Source organism: Mesorhizobium sp. M0830 (assembly GCF_040319965.1).
Lineage (GTDB): Bacteria > Pseudomonadota > Alphaproteobacteria > Rhizobiales > Rhizobiaceae > Mesorhizobium.
The window spans coordinates 40532-56280 of sequence record NZ_JAMYOR010000031.1 but is presented as its reverse complement, the minus strand read 5'-3'; the positions used below and the strand labels follow the sequence as shown (position 1 = coordinate 56280).

At 59.8% G+C, this 15749-nt stretch carries 17 protein-coding genes and 2 pseudogenes; 11 read left to right on the top strand and 8 right to left on the bottom strand.

What is annotated here, in order from left to right; all coding sequences use genetic code 11:
• The 11 genes and pseudogenes from NKI20_RS19105 to NKI20_RS19055 all read left to right on the top strand — a co-directional run.
• Complete coding sequence (locus tag NKI20_RS19105; RefSeq protein ID WP_352833045.1) at positions 1 to 723, top strand: ABC transporter ATP-binding protein; 723 nt, start codon at positions 1 to 3, stop codon at positions 721 to 723.
• Positions 724 to 731: 8 nt separating this feature from the next.
• Positions 732 to 1472 (top strand): aspartate/glutamate racemase family protein, encoded by a 741-nt coding sequence (locus tag NKI20_RS19100; RefSeq protein WP_352833043.1) that lies wholly within the window; start codon positions 732 to 734, stop codon positions 1470 to 1472.
• A 102-nt stretch (positions 1473 to 1574) separates the two neighbouring features.
• Complete coding sequence (locus NKI20_RS19095) at positions 1575 to 2279, top strand: GntR family transcriptional regulator (RefSeq protein ID WP_023759958.1); 705 nt, start codon at positions 1575 to 1577, stop codon at positions 2277 to 2279.
• Between the two features lie 37 nt (positions 2280 to 2316).
• Positions 2317 to 2519: pseudogene (locus NKI20_RS19090) on the top strand (IS91 family transposase); the annotation flags it as partial.
• Between the two features lie 356 nt (positions 2520 to 2875).
• Entirely contained in the window at positions 2876 to 4354 is a 1479-nt protein-coding gene (locus tag NKI20_RS19085; protein WP_352833040.1) for a DUF6600 domain-containing protein, read from the top strand.
• 261 nt (positions 4355 to 4615) lie between these two features.
• Positions 4616 to 4840, top strand: coding sequence for a DUF768 domain-containing protein (locus NKI20_RS19080; protein ID WP_352833038.1), 225 nt, complete (start codon positions 4616 to 4618; stop codon positions 4838 to 4840).
• 178 nt (positions 4841 to 5018) lie between these two features.
• Positions 5019 to 6086 carry a glycosyltransferase family 2 protein gene (locus tag NKI20_RS19075; RefSeq protein ID WP_352833065.1) on the top strand — a complete coding sequence of 356 codons (1068 nt, stop codon included), beginning with the start codon at positions 5019 to 5021 and terminating at the stop codon, positions 6084 to 6086.
• Positions 6061 to 6753 carry a class I SAM-dependent methyltransferase gene (locus NKI20_RS19070; protein ID WP_352833035.1) on the top strand — a complete coding sequence of 231 codons (693 nt, stop codon included), beginning with the start codon at positions 6061 to 6063 and terminating at the stop codon, positions 6751 to 6753. Before NKI20_RS19075 ends, NKI20_RS19070 begins: the two co-directional genes overlap by 26 nt.
• On the top strand, positions 6719 to 7180 hold the full coding sequence (locus tag NKI20_RS19065; protein WP_352833033.1) for a GtrA family protein: 462 nt from the start codon (positions 6719 to 6721) through the stop codon (positions 7178 to 7180). The genes NKI20_RS19070 and NKI20_RS19065 overlap by 35 nt, the downstream gene beginning before the upstream one ends.
• Positions 7181 to 7183: 3 nt before the next feature.
• Positions 7184 to 7450, top strand: coding sequence for a hypothetical protein (locus tag NKI20_RS19060; RefSeq protein ID WP_352731551.1), 267 nt, complete (start codon positions 7184 to 7186; stop codon positions 7448 to 7450).
• A gap of 51 nt (positions 7451 to 7501) precedes the next feature.
• Positions 7502 to 8141 (top strand): annotated as a pseudogene (locus NKI20_RS19055) (AraC family transcriptional regulator); the annotation flags it as partial.
• A gap of 97 nt (positions 8142 to 8238) precedes the next feature.
• Here NKI20_RS19055 and NKI20_RS19050 read toward each other — a convergent pair.
• The 8 genes from NKI20_RS19050 to NKI20_RS19015 all read right to left on the bottom strand — a co-directional run bounded on the left by NKI20_RS19050 (position 8239) and on the right by NKI20_RS19015 (position 15445).
• Complete coding sequence (locus NKI20_RS19050; protein ID WP_352833029.1) at positions 8239 to 8862, bottom strand: hypothetical protein; 624 nt, start codon at positions 8860 to 8862, stop codon at positions 8239 to 8241.
• On the bottom strand, positions 8849 to 10087 hold the full coding sequence (locus NKI20_RS19045) for a putative hexosyltransferase (protein WP_352833026.1): 1239 nt from the start codon (positions 10085 to 10087) through the stop codon (positions 8849 to 8851). The genes NKI20_RS19050 and NKI20_RS19045 overlap by 14 nt, the downstream gene beginning before the upstream one ends.
• 509 nt (positions 10088 to 10596) lie before the next feature.
• Entirely contained in the window at positions 10597 to 10746 is a 150-nt protein-coding gene (locus tag NKI20_RS19040; protein WP_352486220.1) for a hypothetical protein, read from the bottom strand.
• 65 nt (positions 10747 to 10811) lie between these two features.
• Positions 10812 to 11813 (bottom strand): ribonuclease Z, encoded by a 1002-nt coding sequence (locus NKI20_RS19035; protein ID WP_352833024.1) that lies wholly within the window; start codon positions 11811 to 11813, stop codon positions 10812 to 10814.
• 39 nt (positions 11814 to 11852) lie between these two features.
• Positions 11853 to 12512, bottom strand: coding sequence for a redoxin domain-containing protein (locus tag NKI20_RS19030; protein ID WP_352833021.1), 660 nt, complete (start codon positions 12510 to 12512; stop codon positions 11853 to 11855).
• A gap of 82 nt (positions 12513 to 12594) precedes the next feature.
• A complete protein-coding gene (locus NKI20_RS19025) occupies positions 12595 to 12735 on the bottom strand; it encodes a hypothetical protein (protein WP_352604605.1) in 141 nt (46 codons plus the stop codon).
• Between the two features lie 14 nt (positions 12736 to 12749).
• Complete coding sequence (locus tag NKI20_RS19020; protein WP_352833018.1) at positions 12750 to 13883, bottom strand: DUF3182 family protein; 1134 nt, start codon at positions 13881 to 13883, stop codon at positions 12750 to 12752.
• 611 nt (positions 13884 to 14494) lie between these two features.
• The gene (locus tag NKI20_RS19015; protein WP_352833016.1) at positions 14495 to 15445 is read right to left on the bottom strand and encodes a PfkB family carbohydrate kinase; all 951 of its coding nucleotides are present in this window, start codon (positions 15443 to 15445) and stop codon (positions 14495 to 14497) included.
• Positions 15446 to 15749: the final 304 nt, after the last annotated feature.

Genomic DNA, 15749 nt, shown 5'->3' with positions numbered 1-15749 from the left:
ATGAGCGAACTGCTGAGCGTCTCCAATGTCGAACTCTACTACGACCACGTCTATGCGCTGAAGGGCGTGTCGCTGAGCGTCAACGAGGGCGAGACGGTAGCGCTGATCGGCGCGAACGGTGCGGGCAAATCGTCAATCCTGCGCGCCATTACCGGCCTGAAAAAAGTCCGTAGCGGCGAGATTCATTTCCAGGGCCGCCGCATCGACCAAACGCGGCCTGACGAGCTGGTCAGGATGGGCATCGCTATGGTGCCGGAGGGCCGGCGCGTCTTTTCCTACATGACCGTGCGCGACAATCTGATGATGGGCGCATTCACCCGCACCAACAAGGCCGACATCGCCACGACGCTGGAGATGGTGCTCGGGCGTTTTCCGCGCCTGAAGGAACGCTATTCGCAGACCGCGGGCACGATGAGCGGCGGCGAACAGCAGATGCTGGTGATCGGGCGGGCGCTGATGGCCAAGCCGAAGCTGCTCTTGCTCGACGAACCCTCGCTCGGCGTCGCGCCGAAGCTCGTGCAGGACATCGCCCGCTCGATCGTCGCGATCAACCGCGACGAAAAGGTCAGCGTGCTGCTGGTCGAGCAGAATTCGCGCATGGCGCTGCGCATCTCGCAGCGCGCCTACGCACTGACGACCGGAACGATCGCGCTGGCCGGAGATTCGGCTGAGCTGCTTGCCGACGATCGGGTCAAGAAACTCTATCTCGGCGGCGAAATATGAAGGGGCAAATGGACATACTCGTCGTCAATCCCAACACCACTGCGTCCATGACCGAGAAGATCGGCGAGGCGGCACGCGGCGCGGCTTCGGCCGGCACCAGGATCATCGCGACCAATCCGAAGGATGGGCCGCCGAGCATCGAAGGCTATTTCGACGAGGTCTTCGCCATCCCGGGAATGATCGGCGAGATCCAGAGACATCCGGCGTCGAGCGCCTGCGTCATCGCTTGCTTCGACGACACCGGCCTCGACGCAGTACGCTGCGTTGGCGAGATGCCGGTGATCGGCATCGGCGAAGCGGCGTTTCACATGGCGAGCCTGATTGCCGGCAAGTTCAGCGTGGTGACGACGCTGTCGCGTTCGGTGCCGGCGATCGAGCACAATCTGGTGCGCTACGGCCTCGCCAGCCGCTGCGCCAGGGTACGAGCCAGCGACGTTCCCGTTCTGGAGCTCGAAATGCCCGGCTCCAACGCCCGCCATCGAATTTCGGAGGAGATCGAGCGCGCCATCCGCGACGACCGGGCCGAAGCGATTGTGCTGGGATGCGCCGGCATGGCCGACCTCGCTGCCGCGCTCAGCCGCGAACATAGCCTTCCCGTGATCGACGGCGTCGCCTGCGCAGTAAAACTCTGCGAGAGCCTCGTCGGCCTTGGCCTGTCGACCTCAAAGCGCGGCGGCTACCAGGTTCCACTCGAAAAATCCTTCGCCGGAATCTTTGCGCCCTTTTCGCCCACCGGCCGTGCATCCTGATGCGTGCAAAATTGTTGACATTCCCACACAGGATGTTTGATGTGCGGCCGGAAACGCGGTGTTCGCGCCGCTATGCGATCCGGCCGCCGGGACAATGAGACGATGGACCTGCTTGGGCCAAAGCCACGGGATGGCGACAAGCCGACGATGCGCTGGTTTCCGGTCTATGCCGGCCTGCGCGACGCCATCGTCAGCCACCGCATCGCACCGGGCACAAAACTGCCCGAGGACGAACTCGCCTCGATCTATTCGGTGAGCCGCGCGGTAATACGCGCGGCGCTGCAGGCGCTGTCGCATGACCGCTTGGCTCGGCTCGAGCCGAACCGCGGCGCGTTCGTCGCCCAGCCGACCAAGCAGGAAGCGCGCGAGGTGTTCGAAGCGCGGGCGCTGATCGAGCCAAAAGTCGCGGCGCTTGCCGCCGAAGTGGCAAAGCCGGCCGAGGTCGCGCAACTGCGGCTTCATCTCGAAAAAGAGCACGAGGCCCTGCATGCCGGCCGCGACAGCGACGCTATTATGCTGTCGGCAAAATTCCATATCGGCATCGCCGAAATCGCCGGCCATTCTATCCTGACCGGCTTCGTCAAAGACCTGCTGTCGCGGTCGTCGCTGATCATCGCGCTCTACTGGCGCCGCCGCGACACCACCTGCGAAAGCCACGCCCATCACGCCCTCGTCGATGCCATCGAAAAGCACGACGCACAAAACGCGTCCGACCTGATGCGAAGCCATCTCGTCGAACTACTGTCGGGCCTTGATCTGTCGCTTGGCGAGAAGAAGCCCGAGAGCCTGTCGGACATCTTGCGCTGATCTGCGCTGTCAAACTCTTCGCCAAGCTTCGCATTCGGTGCGCGTGCTCGGCAAGCTGTTCGCCGCCTGTTCCTCTCCCGGTTGGTCGCGCTGCACGACGTTAGCCGGCTCGCCTTCTTCGGCGCAATTGCTCATCTCGCGGAACGGCGGGCATTCCTGCGCCACCTGTCGCCGGTCCGGAAGAAGCGCTGGGTGGTTTACGCCAAGGCGCCATCCGCCGGCCCGGAGGCGGTGCTCGCCTAGCCTCTATAACCAAAGTGGCGGAACTCGGGGGCGGCTATGGGATCGAGTTCCGTGGACCGGCCCAAGTGGGGCCGATTGAGCCGGAAGTTCCCATGAGAAGGTAGCGCAGTGTTCCCGCGCCGCTTCTTCATGCGGCTCCGGAGGGGCGCTCGATATTTCGCAACTGCTTGAAATCGGCGGCCGATGCCCTGGTCACCTGGTGCCCTCATGAAGCAACTCTGACGTTTGATCCTTATCATTGTGCGATGCCAAAGCCGCTGCGTGAGCCAATGCGGGCGACGCTAGCAAGGTGGAACAATCCGACAGCCGGCGAGTTTCTAAGACGAAGGGCGATCTGTTTCGGAGGAAACGGGATGAAACGCGTCCTTGCCCAAAATGCGGTTCGACTGATGCTGAGCGGCGTAGCCGCCTGTCTACTCACGGTCGTCGAGATTCCAAACCCGATTACGCCATTGTTGCTTGTGTCCGAGGCAAGGGCTGCCACCGTTTCGATCAGCACATTCTACCAAGACTTGTCTTCCTATGGTGATTGGGTTTCGTACCACGGTGCGACCGTTTTCGTGCCGGTTCATGTACGTGACGATTGGCGTCCGTATACCCTTGGACACTGGGTCTATACCGAGCAGTATGGCTGGCTCTGGGTATCCGACGAGCCATTCGGTTGGGCGACGTACCATTACGGCCGGTGGGGCTATGCCGACGATATCGGTTGGTACTGGGTTCCGGGGACTCGTTGGGCGCCAGCATGGGTGAGTTGGCGTCGTGAAAGGGAGCACATCATTTGGGCTCCGCTGCCGCCGCGCCGCGATCCGGATCTGATTTCAATCGAGGTGACCTTCGACGCGACGCCGGATTTTTACTGGGTTGTGGTCCCTACCCGCGAATTCCTTGCTGCGGACATTTCTGTCGTCGTTATCCGTGATGAGCCGGAATTTGTGCGCATTGTCGAGGCGGCCGAGCCGGCCGGCGACGTGACGATCCAGAACAACGTGGTGATCAACAAAGTCGTTGATGTTGATGTGATCGAAAAGGAGACGAACCAGAAGGTGACTGCCGTCAAGGTCAGCAAGACCGAAGCACCCGAGCAGTCCGGCAAATTGGAAAACGATACGGTCGCGGTCTTTGAAGGTGAGGTGAAAGCCGACCCCAAGGCCAAACCAGCCAAGCTCAAAGACATCGAGGAGGTGAAGCAGGTTCAGGCTAGCCGGAAATCGAAGCCGACCGAAGGCGCAGCAAAGACCGAACAGGCCCAGCCGGAACAGGCGGCCAAGCCTGAGAAGCCGACAACCCAGGAGCAGCCCGCGGCCGAGCAGCAGGCCGAGCCCGGCAAGGCGGCCAAGCCTGAGAAGCCGAAGGCCAAGAAGCAGCCCGCCGCCGAGCCGCAGCAGGCCGAGCCAGAGCAAGCGGCCAAGCCTGAGAAGCCGAAGGGCAAGAAGCAGCCCGCCGCCGAGCAGCAGCAGGCCGAGCCAGAGCAGGCGGCCAAGCCTGAGAAGCCGAAGGCCAAGAAGCAGCCGGCCGCCGAGCCGCAGCAGGCCGAGCCAGAGCAAGCGGCCAAGCCTGAGAAGCCGAAGGCCAAGAAGCAGCCCGCCGCCGAGCAGCAGCAGGCCGAGCCAGAGCAAGCGGCCAAGCCTGAGAAGCCGAAGGTCAAGAAGCAGCCCGCCGCCGAGCAGCAGCAGGCCCAGCCGGAACAGCCGGCCAAGCCTCAGAAGCCGAAGGCCAAGGAGCAGCCCGCTGCCGAGCAGAAGCAAGCCGAGCCCGAGCAGGCGGCCAAGCCCAAGCCACAGAAGCAAAAAAACAAGGCGTGCGATCCGCAGACTGACGCGAACTGCTAGCTCTGCGCGGCACCGCGATTATTCCATCGCGGTGCCGCTGAATGCGCGAAAAGCCGCGATCCTCGCCACTTTCCTTCGCTGCCGCCTGCTCTCCTCTATATCGGCTGGAAGCGCGGAACGCCCGTCAACGAACACAGGGTAAGCATGCAAGCCGAAGAGGGTGAGACGTCACCTCGCGCCCGAGGCTATTTCGAAAGGCCTGACATTGTCTGTTACCCATCCTAGGTTTGTATCGGCAGAGGTCCTTATCCAGAAACGGCCATGAGCACCCGCGGTGCCGACTTTCTATACAAATGGATTTCCGAACATATGCCGGAAGGGCCAACCGACGACCCGGGCCGGCTTGTGACCGATATGGCCGACCAGGCCCTGCGGGCGGCCGCCATCGAAGGCATCCCAATTCAGGAGATCGATGAAGAGATCGGGAGCGTTTATGAAGCGATCATTCATGCCGTTGAACATCGCGACGGCGGTCTCGCGGATTAAAGATTTTGTGGTTGCCTCAGGCGGTTCGCGGTCGCGACGAGGCTGCAGATATCGACTATTGAGTTTTGAGCAGGTCGCAGCAACGCGCCTGTCTTTCCCCCCGACTCGCCATATCTAAAATTTTCTAAATTAGCTAAGCCTTATGGAACTTTGGTGCGGGCGTTTCATTTTCATCCGCATGCGAGCCTCTGTGATCCAAAGCGTCGGGACGGGAGTGAACGCGTCGCCGCGCTACTCGCTGGTCCTGCCGATATATAATGAAGAACAAGTGCTGCCGCGACTGATCGAACGGATCAGGTCACTGATCAGTCGGCTGGACGGAGAGACCGAGGCGATTTTTGTCGATGACGGTAGCCATGACGGCAGCGTCAAATACCTTCGGCAGGTGGTCACCGCCGAACCTCGCTTCCGGCTTATCGAACTTTCCCGTAATTTCGGACACCAGATTGCGATCACGGCTGGCATGGATGCTGCTGCGGGGGATGCCGTCATCGTCATGGATGCCGACCTGCAAGATCCACCGGAGGTCGTTCTTGATCTCGTGGCAAAGTGGAAGGAAGGTTTCGAGATCGTCTACGCCCGCCGTGTCAAGCGCGAGGGCGAATCCTGGTTCAAGCGGCTTAGCGCCGATCTTTTCTACCGTTTCCTGGAGAAGATGACGCCGGTCAACATCCCGCGCAACGTCGGGGACTTCCGCCTGGTCGGCCGCCATGCGCTGGATGTCTTCAGACACATGCCTGAACACGATCGCTTCGTCAGGGGCATGTTCGGCTGGATGGGATTCAAACAAGCGGGGGTGCCATTCGAACGCCCCCCGAGGACCATCGGCCAGACCAAATACCCTTTCTGGAAGATGATGCACCTTGCCATCCACGCCGTTGTCAGCTTCTCGGAAAAGCCGCTTCACTTTGCGCTTTGGGGCGGATCGGCCATTTCTGCACTTGCGCTGGCCTTTGGCGCTTATGCCGTCTTCGCCTGGATTTTTGAAACCGGCGTCATTGCCGGCTGGACGTCCACCGTTGTGATCGTATCGTTCCTGTGCGGCATCAATCTTTTCATGACCGGCGTGGTCGGCCTCTATGTCGGTAGCATCCACGCCGAAGTGAAACGCCGCCCTCTTTACGTGATCGATCGGCTTACCGGTTTCGACGAGCCGGTGCGTGCCATCGCTGGTGGGAGCCGGAGATCGTTTCGCAAGCCTAAGAACGGAGCCGCTCCCAGTGTCCGAACTCTTCGACAGCTATAGATCCAGTTATGGAGAGACGATCGATGCGTCGATCCGCTTTTCCGGACTCAAGCACGCATTCTTTTTGGTCGCTAAGGCCGACCTGCTGCGACGCCTAGTCGCCGAGCGAGGACTTCGTCGACGGGGAGCCATGCTGCGGGCGCTTGATGTGGGCTGCGGTGTCGGTTCGCTCCATCCTTATCTAGACGGCGCTTTCGAGCGCCTGGATGGCTGCGACGTCTCGCAAGAGTCGATCCAGCGCGCCAGCGAGGACAATCCGGGCGTCGTCTATAGGACATGCACCACGACGGCCCTGCCTTATGACGACTGCGTGTTCGACCTGGCTTTTGCCAGTTGTGTTGTTCATCATGTTTCGCCCGCATCCTGGCTCGATTTTTTTCGCGAGATGCGACGCGTCGTGCGGCAAGGCGGCGTCGCCTGCATCATCGAGCACAATCCCTATAATCCGCTGACGCGCCTGGCGGTGCTCCGATGTCCGTTTGACCAAGACGCGGTCCTGCTCAACGCGGTCAAAGCAGCGGCCCTCTTTCGACAGGCAGGCTTCAGGGAGGTTCGATCGGAGCATTTCCTGCTGCTCCCGTCGGCCGGCAGATTCGCCAGAAAGGTTGAGCGTGCCCTCGCGCCGCTGCCGCTTGGCGCCCAGTATGCGTGTAGTGCCCGTGTCTGAATTTCGGCCTGCCGCTGGCACCGTCCTGAAGCTTCTGGCGCGCTTCGGCCTGGTCGGCGTCGCCGCCACAATCCTGTATGCCGCCTTGGCGGATGTCTTAGTCAAATCGGAACGGTTCGGCTTCAGCCCCGTTCAAGCGTCCCTTGCAGCATACGCAGCCGCAGCCTTGTTTTCCTATCTCGCGCACAGGTCAGTAACCTTCATGTCGCGCGGTTTGCATAGATCAGAGGCTCCGCGTTTTCTCTTGCTGGCGGCGATCGGCTTGGCCATCGCCTATGGCGCGCCGGCGCTCTTGACGGCGAAGCTGGGCCTGCCGCTCATCTTTCCCATCACGATTACCTGCTTGCTTGTGCCCGCGATCAATTTCGTCGTGCTCCACCGATGGGTCTTTGCAGAACACATTCCCGATCAGTCCGGCGATGGTTGACGCGTGATCGGCCAGAAAGATTCGTTCCAAAACAGTTCACCGTTTCACGGAAACGATGAACTGCTCCAAAGCCGCTTGCTGAAGCACGGCTTCCACTTACGATTGGATGATGCCGGGCTCCGTTCAACCGTCGATCGCTTTGCCTTCAAGCCGTTGCTGGCAGCACATGTTGAAGAACCATCCAAATCGCAGGATCGGTCGAGCGCCATGCCCGGGAGGGCCTGGCTGGTGTCACCACGCAGGAAGAGAGGCAATGAAGGCGGCACTTGAAACCTGCGGGTGCTCACATTGACCAGCATCTGGACGATGAGCTGGCCTTGGCGCGCTTCGTACCGGCTCGCCGACATGGACGCCCACAGCGTCACGGACATAGCCATGGATGCAGGTTACGATGCGCCCGATCTGTTCGCCCGCGCCTCTCGGCGACGGTTCGGGCAATCGCCTTCGTCGCTCCGAATATCTCCCAGCTGTGGGTCGTGGCTTATGGCTTTCGGGGCCCCTCGACAACGCAAGCAACGAGCCCATGCAGATAATCTTTGACCACGACGATCCGTGATGTGCCGCCTACGCCGGTGGTGGTGGTCGAGTATCGCGGGGACCGGGTGACGCCCGAAGACACCTTCCGGCGGTTCAGGGCCTGGCCCAAAGCGAATGGCTCGTCGCCGCTGACAAGCTCTACTTTCATGGTCTTCCGTTCCGAAAGGGAGCCGCCGTCCCAGACCGATCAGTCGATCGAGGCGAATGACGCGCTAATGAAAGCTGGCGTGATCCCGCCGGATGCTGCGCGGTGCTGCGCTAAAAAACGATCTCGAGCCCGCCGCGCTCTACCTCTATCGCTTGACTATTGGCCAACTGCGGGGAGGCACGCGACTTCCCGATCTATTGCCAACGCCGGCTCTCCTCCATCCCGGAGGTGCAGGCACATGAGGCGAGCACGGAACTGTTGCTGCCGCTGAACTAGGGCAACTCCAGAAAGTTGTGAAGCGGCTTTCCGTCCGGAATTGCGTCAATACAAAGAGCTAGGGCACTTCGCCGTTTCAGCGGAAAAGTGAAGTGCTCTAGCCGGCGTCCAGCCGGAACGACACCAATTTAATGGCGCGTTTGTAGATCTTGCTGGCGGCGGGGCTTGGCGGAATCCCGTCGCGATAGTCGAAAGTCACTTCGAGTACCTTTGCGCTGGCAAATGCTGCGTGCGGGATCGCGAACGAGATCGTCGTCGGGTCTTGGCTCGACAGTGTTACCTCGTGTACCCGAACTCCGTTCACCGAGATCATTACCCTTTGTATGGTTTGTGGTGGACGAATGACGGCAGACATTTGTAGCGTGGCTGTAAACCCGTCGCGAAGCGAAGGTATTTCCAGCCTCAGCCGAGAGGTCTCGCCGAGCGAATGGGTTCCGTCGGCTACCGGCTCCGACCAACCGCAGACCATCATGCCGGCTGCTTGTTTGGCACCGTCGGACCGGAAAGATACTGTCTGCCCAGGAGTGTAGCTGCCAACCGCATCGCGATTGAGGCACGTCGTCGTGCGATCAATGTAATAGGCCCGATAATCAGCGTTGACATCTGGATTGAGAGCGAGTGCGAGGATGATGATCTCGGACACGGCCAAAACCACCGCCAGCGCGTAGCCGCCAGTCGAGGCAGCACGGCCATAGGATGACAGGCCGTCAGACCAGGGCAAGATAGCCTCCAATCCATGCCACAGTCATGAAATAACATGCGCTCAGGAAAAGAGCCAAAGTCACGAGATAGGTCAGCTTCGATACGGACAGCAGCTCGGCAATCAACATCATCAGCGGCGCAAGCCCAATGACGTATCTGATCATGGAAGCCAGGTTGGTGATCAACGGCAGGATGATGCTGCTCGCACAGAAGAGCGCAGCGCCATATCGCCTGCGAGCCGCCAGAACGACCGATAGGGTCAGCCCTATAATCGCTGCGAGCGCGCTCCATTGCGGCGCCGTGGGCAGCCATCCTTTTGTCGGAACAGCAGAGAGACCGTCCCATAGAAAAAGGAGCGGATCGCCAGCAACCCGTCCAAACGCGCGCTGGACGTGCAAGAACGCAAACCCGTCCCCGACAGTGAGATACAAAAAGAGCATGTAAGCAAACAAGCCGGCGGGCGAGATGAAGATAGCTACGAGCATATCCGGGCGACCAAGCACCCATCGCGGGAAAGACACCGCCGACCCGCCCTGCTGGCGGTGCTGCTCGAACATTTGGATAACGGTTGCAAACACAGCAAGGACCCCGACCACCCTCGTTGCCGACAGCAAAGCGCATGAAACGCCAGCGGCCAGGTAGTTGGAGCGCTTGAGTGCCAAAAAGACGCACGAAGTCAGGAGCACGAAAAGAGGTTCGGTAAGGAACGTGGTGAAGTGGAAGGAGAACGGGCCGCTAAGCAGGAAAGCGCAATACAGTGTATAAGCGCGCATGTTCTTCTCCAGCAGTGGCCATGCCACAAGACAGGCGGCGTAGCTGCAGGCAATCGAGGTGATCGTCGCGATCAGAATCGTGGGAAAAGGGAAAGCAAACCGAAGAGTCGTCACGAGCATGGGATACAATGGAAAGAAGCCCCAGCGTCCGACGTTGCTTTGGCCTGGAATGGGAAAACGCTCGTAGCCGTGTTCGGAAATGTCCACATACCACGCGCAATCCCACCTGCAGAGCGCACGCGCATAAGCTTCGAAGCCTGGTACTGCCGAGACTGAATGGAATGCAGCATACCGAATGACAAGCCCGCTGATCATGAACAGGAGCGGAACCGCTACGGCGATGACACAAAGGCGACGGCCAGCGTTTGCGCGAGCCATGTCTCCAAGCGCCAGTTGTGTCTCCACAGGGGATGGCGCCAGAGTCTGCGATGGCGAGCCCGAGTTCGCCGGCTCGATGGCGCTGCCAGCCATAAAATCGGTCCATCGGAAGCATCAAGATCATCAACCGACTTGAAGCCCCGTCCGCGACTTGATCTTGAGGATCAACGATGCCGCGCCGCTTCGGTTCCTTCTGCAGCAGGAGTTCGTTGGGGTCAGGTCGATCGATCACACCAGCCGAAGCAGGGAGCGATATTGCGCTTCGACGGCACCGGTTCCTCGCAACGGGCGGCCTTCTCCATCGACGGTCTGGCCCGCATCTCCCAGTCGCGCTCGCGACAACGGGTTCTTCTCGCCATAGGCGGGCGCCGATGGCGGCCCCAGCCTCCAGCTCGAGCGCGCGCAGGTTCATCATGTCGTCAGTCATCGATGGTCCTTCGAATCAGGAAGGTGTCAGCAACCTGGCCTTGCCGGCGAATTGTCGATGACCACCGCAAAGCCGCTCGCTCGCTACAGCGCTATCGAGACCGCTCTCGCCAGCGGCTTCGCTGCCGCCAAGCTACACCACCTGCGGGCACGCGAAAAAACGGGAATAGCGTGGTTCAATCCTTGCCGCGGCGCGGGTCTTTGCCGGCCGCCTGGCTGCTTTTCTTCGGCTGTTCGTCGCGTTTGTCCTGATTGCCTGCACGGTTGCCTCCGTGCGCCCCTTGGGAAGATTTTGCGGTCTTGCCGTCTTTGAGATTCGTAGCCATGATTTCCTCCTGGGATCCTGATATTTCCAGAACCCTCTCGCCGCGTGAATGTTCCGCAGCATTTACTATCCACGCGCAACCGAGCGGCCGTGGAACGCAAGCTCGAATTCGGCCCGCAGTTCGTCCTCCCGTCCGAGATAGCGCGGCGAGAAATGCATCTGGTGAGCGAAGTCCACTGCCGCCAGGCGGGCGATCTCGCCCGCCTGCACTGCTGTCAGGTGCTTCTTTGAAGCGGCGAGTGCCCGATCCTCCTGCAAGAATCCACCTTCGATAAAGAGTTGATCGGCGCCGCACGCCAAGCTGCAAAGCCGGGTTATGTTCAAGGAATGGAAGGCCAGGTCAGTGGCATAGGCAATGCGCTGGCCCGGCGCGCAAACGAGCGCTTGGCTTTGCAGCAGTTCTCCCAGAACTACCTTCCTGTCCTTGGTGGGCATGAACTCGGTTGCAGGCCCGGCACCGCTGCGAACGGCCCGTTTGGCTTCGGCCAGCCAGGGACCAACTGGAAGGCGGAGCTCGTCGAGACGCGCCTTGTGAACGTTGACCCTGATTTTCTCCTGGAATGCGAAGGCCAGGCAAGGAATGCCATGATCAAGCGTGACCGCAACGACCTTGAATTCCGGGTCGTCGAGCGGAAGCCGCGCTTCCGACGGCTGCTGGTTTTCGCGAACAAAAGCGTTACGCGCCCTGAAGACGGCCTCGGTAATGAAGCCTCCCTCCGCCCAGTCGGAGGCGGCGATCTCCAAATCATGGGACCGCTCGTCCAGCAGGTTCCAGGTGTAAGCCCGCAACTTGGCCTCGACGGCGTCAGTCAGACCGGGCGGTCCGACGATATGGACGCGTCTGTCCCGGTAAAGCGACAGCCTGAGCAGGCGATCGAAACCGCTGAAGTGATCCATATGCATATGCGTCACGAAGACATGCGAGATCCGCAGGATTTCACGCGGCGAAAGGGTCGAAAGATCTCCGAGATCGAACAGCAAGGCCCTGTTGCCGAAGCGAAAATCCAGTAGCACGCCCGGATCGGAAAAGGGTTCGTTTAGCAAGCGTGGCTGGACGAAGAGCGTCACTGCGAGAAGACCGCCGCCAGCGATGCAGGCTTCATCCGTTCAGCTTCTCTTTGCCCGGCCGGCATATTGGTCGACCGCTCCGGCCATCTGGAGCATGAGTGTCGCCATAGAGATGGAATTCCCGCCATAGGGGTAGAAGTCGGATTTATCGCCTTTGTTCCATTTCTCCCGCAGCTCGGGTTCGGTGATGTCCCAGTCGCGGTAGGTTCTTCGCGCCAGTTCGCGCAGCTCTATGTGCAATTCGGCGGTGGAGGGGCGGCCCCAGTAGTAATAACCGTTGTAGACCTTGAAGACTTCGAGCTCTCGCCCCAGCACGATGGTGTGCGGGACCATCACGTCGTGCGTGGTGTCGGTGTATTCCTTGATGTCCAGGTCCTTCTGCACGAGCCGTTCCTCGTCATACAGAAAGGGCCAAGGCGCCGAGGTCTGCTGGCGGTAATTGTTGGTTGTATGCCAATCGTCCGTGGTGATCGTGACGAGCTGGGTGTAGCCGACGACCAATTGCGGGTGAAACCGCACCAGTTCGAGCACTTGCTGCCGGTCTTTCGGGCAGAAGAATCCACGCGTCAGCATCACGATCATCAGCTGGTCGCCCTGCAGGTCCGACAGCCGCCGTGGCGTCTTGGTGTGGTCGGGTAGAACGTAGTCGGGGAACTTCGCGCCAGCCACAATATCTTGTCTCATTTTCAGTCGCTCCATCAATTCGGTTCCTGTAACTCCCGAACAAAAGACTCCTCCCCATGTTCCTTGATTCCAGGCAAGCCGAATGAGACGACCAGGTCTAAGGGCCGCCTGCCGTAGCACCGACGACCACCAGCCCATCCAACTCGACTTCGCCATCGATGATCGTCTTGCCGCCCTTTTTTCGAACCTTGAGCTTCGACGGGTTTTCGGCGGCCTGTCTTTCGAGTTCGTCAATCACTCCCGTGATCGTCGCTAAGCGGTCTTCCGTGATATCCGCGTAACCGCCGTGTAGCGCGTGATGGCACCCTCATCGGGATCCTCTCCTTGAAAATGCACGGTAGCGTTGGCCGGCGGCTGACACTTCATGCCAAAAGCTTTGACCGCCGAAGCGCATACGAACTCGACATCGGGGTGCTGTTGCATGACATTCATGGCCGCAAGTTCGGCGGTGCTACTGCCGCCGATCCGCCAGCAGGCTTCGAGCACTCCCGACTTCCACTTCCCAGACCAGTCGGTCCCTTGGCCGATGTCATAGTTGCGCCGCGATGCGAAAAATCCGGGACACTCGGTCATCGCTGCGTCGTATGTTCTCGCCTGCGCGACCGCCAGCGCTGAAGTAGATGAAAGACTGAGGCCTGCGAGTGCCTCCCATCCCCCGCGTACGGCGATGATATCGGACCCGCCATAAACGGGTTGTCCCGCATTATCCGCCGTTATTCTCTGCGTGCCGACGTACGCAATGGCGATCTCGCCTACATCCGCGATTCCAACGCTTAGCGTGGCGATGTCAGCTAGATTCGTCTCTAGAACGAGTCCGTTTTTTTCTAGATTTGAGGCTTGATAGCGTTCCAGGAAAGCTTCGACTTCCGACACGGAAGAAGCGATCTGTTGTTCGCGTCCGCGCGATGCAAGCGGAGGCTTAAGACGAACTGGTCCTTGCCGCAGGAGCCGATCCGCCGCTTGCAAAGTGTCCGTTCGGGAGAATGTGCTGTAACCCGGCAAAACCGCACCGCTGACCCGTTCAGGGAATTCCGCTGGCCAGTCATCAGGCCGAAATGCGGACGCGCCGATCACGTCATGCGTGATGACTTTGGTCATTGCCAGCCGCGACGGAAGCACGCCGCCAAAAAAGTCTTTTGGTCCTGCGATCCCCATTCGACTCGCATCGGCGAGAAGCAGGCTGTCGTCCGGGACGTAGTACAAGTATTCTCCGTCCAACTTGAACGCGCTAAGATCGCCCTCGAATGCAAACCCTTTGAGTACAGCGATCTGGCGGGCGACCGCATTGATCGCGTGCCGTTCATGGGCGAAGAGAGCTTCGCTGCCTGGCGCGGAGCATGCGATCACAATTCCTTTTGGCCCGTCCGGGCATGTATTGCTTGTCATCCTCAATCCACAATCCTGTTTACGTCCGTGCGGCCGCACGTCTCCAACTGCGAAAACGGCGGGGCGGAGAAAACGTTCTGTTCCGGTTTCAGTTAGCGAGCTTCCCTGGAAAGGGAGCGTGTCGGAACCCGCGCAATTGCCCGCGTCGAGGGGATTTGGAAACTGATCGAGAGATCGGTTATTGCGTGCTCGCCGCCGGGCAGGGGTCGGCACATTCGGGCGTGCCGAAATGTGCCGACGATCCCAGCCTCTGCGAAGATGTGCGGCTTGGCTTTCAATTCGCGGACGGCCGGTTTTTGCCCTTCTTTTGCGGCTCGCGCGCCTGTGTCTTGCGGACCCGCTCCATCTGATCCTTATCGGTGAACGGGTTACGAACTGCCATTGGGCAAACCTATCGAGGCATCTCGCGGGCCGTCGTTTGCGCCAGTGGTAATCTTTCTGTTCCTGGCCATGGTCGCCTCCATGGAAGTTTGGAGAGAAATGGCTAAGACCGTATCAGAGTTGTAGTGGCGCCAAAAAATCGACGGGCGGCGCTTTTGGCTGGAGCGTTCACAGAGCTCAGTGTCGGTCACCATCTCCCGGCAGAGCGCCAAGCCGAACGGTCCGCCGTGTCACCGGCCATTCTTCTTCAATACAGAAGCGAGCATCTGATCGAACTGCGACCGTTTGGGATAAGACGCCTGCGTGCCCTTCCGACCAACCGAGAAGGTTGAAGCCGCAACGCCCCAGCAGGCGGCTTCATATGCCGATTTGTCCTCCAGGGTCGCGGCAGCGAACGCGGCAATAAAGGCATCGCCGGCCCCCGTCTTGTCCACGACATCGACAGCGGGCGCTCGTATTGCGGTCGTCTCATTCCTCTCACCGAGGATGCAGCCACCGTCGGAGAGCTTAACGCATGCAATTTCAACCCCCAGGGCGTTGAATTCGGTTGCCGCCTGGCTGGCCTGACTTTCATTGGCCACTTTAATTCCTAAAACATCCGCTGCTTCCTTTTGGTTGGGCGACACCGCATAGAAGCGTTTTAGATCGGTCTTCTCGATTTGATCGGCAAATGTTGGGTCGACGATGATCCTGAAGCCGCGCCTTTCCGCAGCTTTAAATGCGGCCTCAAGCACAATGCGAGGAACCTCGAAATCGGCGATCAGGACGGAGGATGCTGGGGCGTTGTCGATTGCCTGCACTACTTTTTCGACAGCGGGAGTTTGCCAGTTCATATTGGCGTTTGCGACTGAAAGGATTGACTTGTTGCCATCTGCTGGAACGACGACGACCGCTATGCCTGTCATCGAATTTGGAGCGACAAAGACAGCCTCCAAATCGAGATTCTCTTGCATGAACGGACCAATGGCCACCGTCGCGAGATCGTCGTCTCCGACTTGGCCGAGAAGCTTTGTTGGAAATCCGAGCCGCTGCGTAAAATAAGCCACATTGGCAGCCTTTCCGCCGCTCTTTCGAGAAAATCCGGATGCTCTGACGGTCGCGTCACTGCTGAACGGCTTGTCGACCTCGAACCTCAGGTCGGCATTAATGCTACCCAGAGATAGAACCGCCGGCTGTGCCAAACTTCAAACTCCGCTTTTCGGATTATTCGCTGGTGTGATCTGCAACCCAGCTTGCTTGGTCCCATACGCCTTGCTTCGCGGTCCGCGAGCCTCCGGGGCAATCGTCGACCGAACGCCGCAGTTTCGGACGCGTTGAACACGATAGTCGTTGCCAAAACTGGTCCGGGCAAGAATGGTTCCGGGACAAGGCTCTCGGAGATCGCTTCACATCCCAGGCGACCGTCTTATGGCCGGATTCTGGACGAGTTCGTTAGCGGGTTCAGCAGAAAGTGCTGGGGAATACGGCAGAGGCGACGAGCAAATA

Excerpts from the sequence above, each read along its gene's own strand:
- NKI20_RS19020 (WP_352833018.1), bottom strand. The coding sequence starts at position 13,883 with ATGACAAGCAATACATGCCCGGACGGGCCAAAAGGAATTGTGATCGCA.
- NKI20_RS19105 (WP_352833045.1), top strand. The coding sequence starts at position 1 with ATGAGCGAACTGCTGAGCGTCTCCAATGTCGAACTCTACTACGACCAC.
- NKI20_RS19095 (WP_023759958.1), top strand. The coding sequence starts at position 1,575 with ATGGACCTGCTTGGGCCAAAGCCACGGGATGGCGACAAGCCGACGATG.
- NKI20_RS19040 (WP_352486220.1), bottom strand. The coding sequence starts at position 10,746 with ATGGCTACGAATCTCAAAGACGGCAAGACCGCAAAATCTTCCCAAGGG.
- NKI20_RS19080 (WP_352833038.1), top strand. The coding sequence starts at position 4,616 with ATGAGCACCCGCGGTGCCGACTTTCTATACAAATGGATTTCCGAACAT.
- NKI20_RS19045 (WP_352833026.1), bottom strand. The coding sequence starts at position 10,087 with ATGGCTGGCAGCGCCATCGAGCCGGCGAACTCGGGCTCGCCATCGCAG.
- NKI20_RS19085 (WP_352833040.1), top strand. The coding sequence starts at position 2,876 with ATGAAACGCGTCCTTGCCCAAAATGCGGTTCGACTGATGCTGAGCGGC.
- NKI20_RS19075 (WP_352833065.1), top strand. The coding sequence starts at position 5,019 with ATGCGAGCCTCTGTGATCCAAAGCGTCGGGACGGGAGTGAACGCGTCG.
- NKI20_RS19100 (WP_352833043.1), top strand. The coding sequence starts at position 732 with ATGGACATACTCGTCGTCAATCCCAACACCACTGCGTCCATGACCGAG.
- NKI20_RS19030 (WP_352833021.1), bottom strand. The coding sequence starts at position 12,512 with ATGGAGCGACTGAAAATGAGACAAGATATTGTGGCTGGCGCGAAGTTC.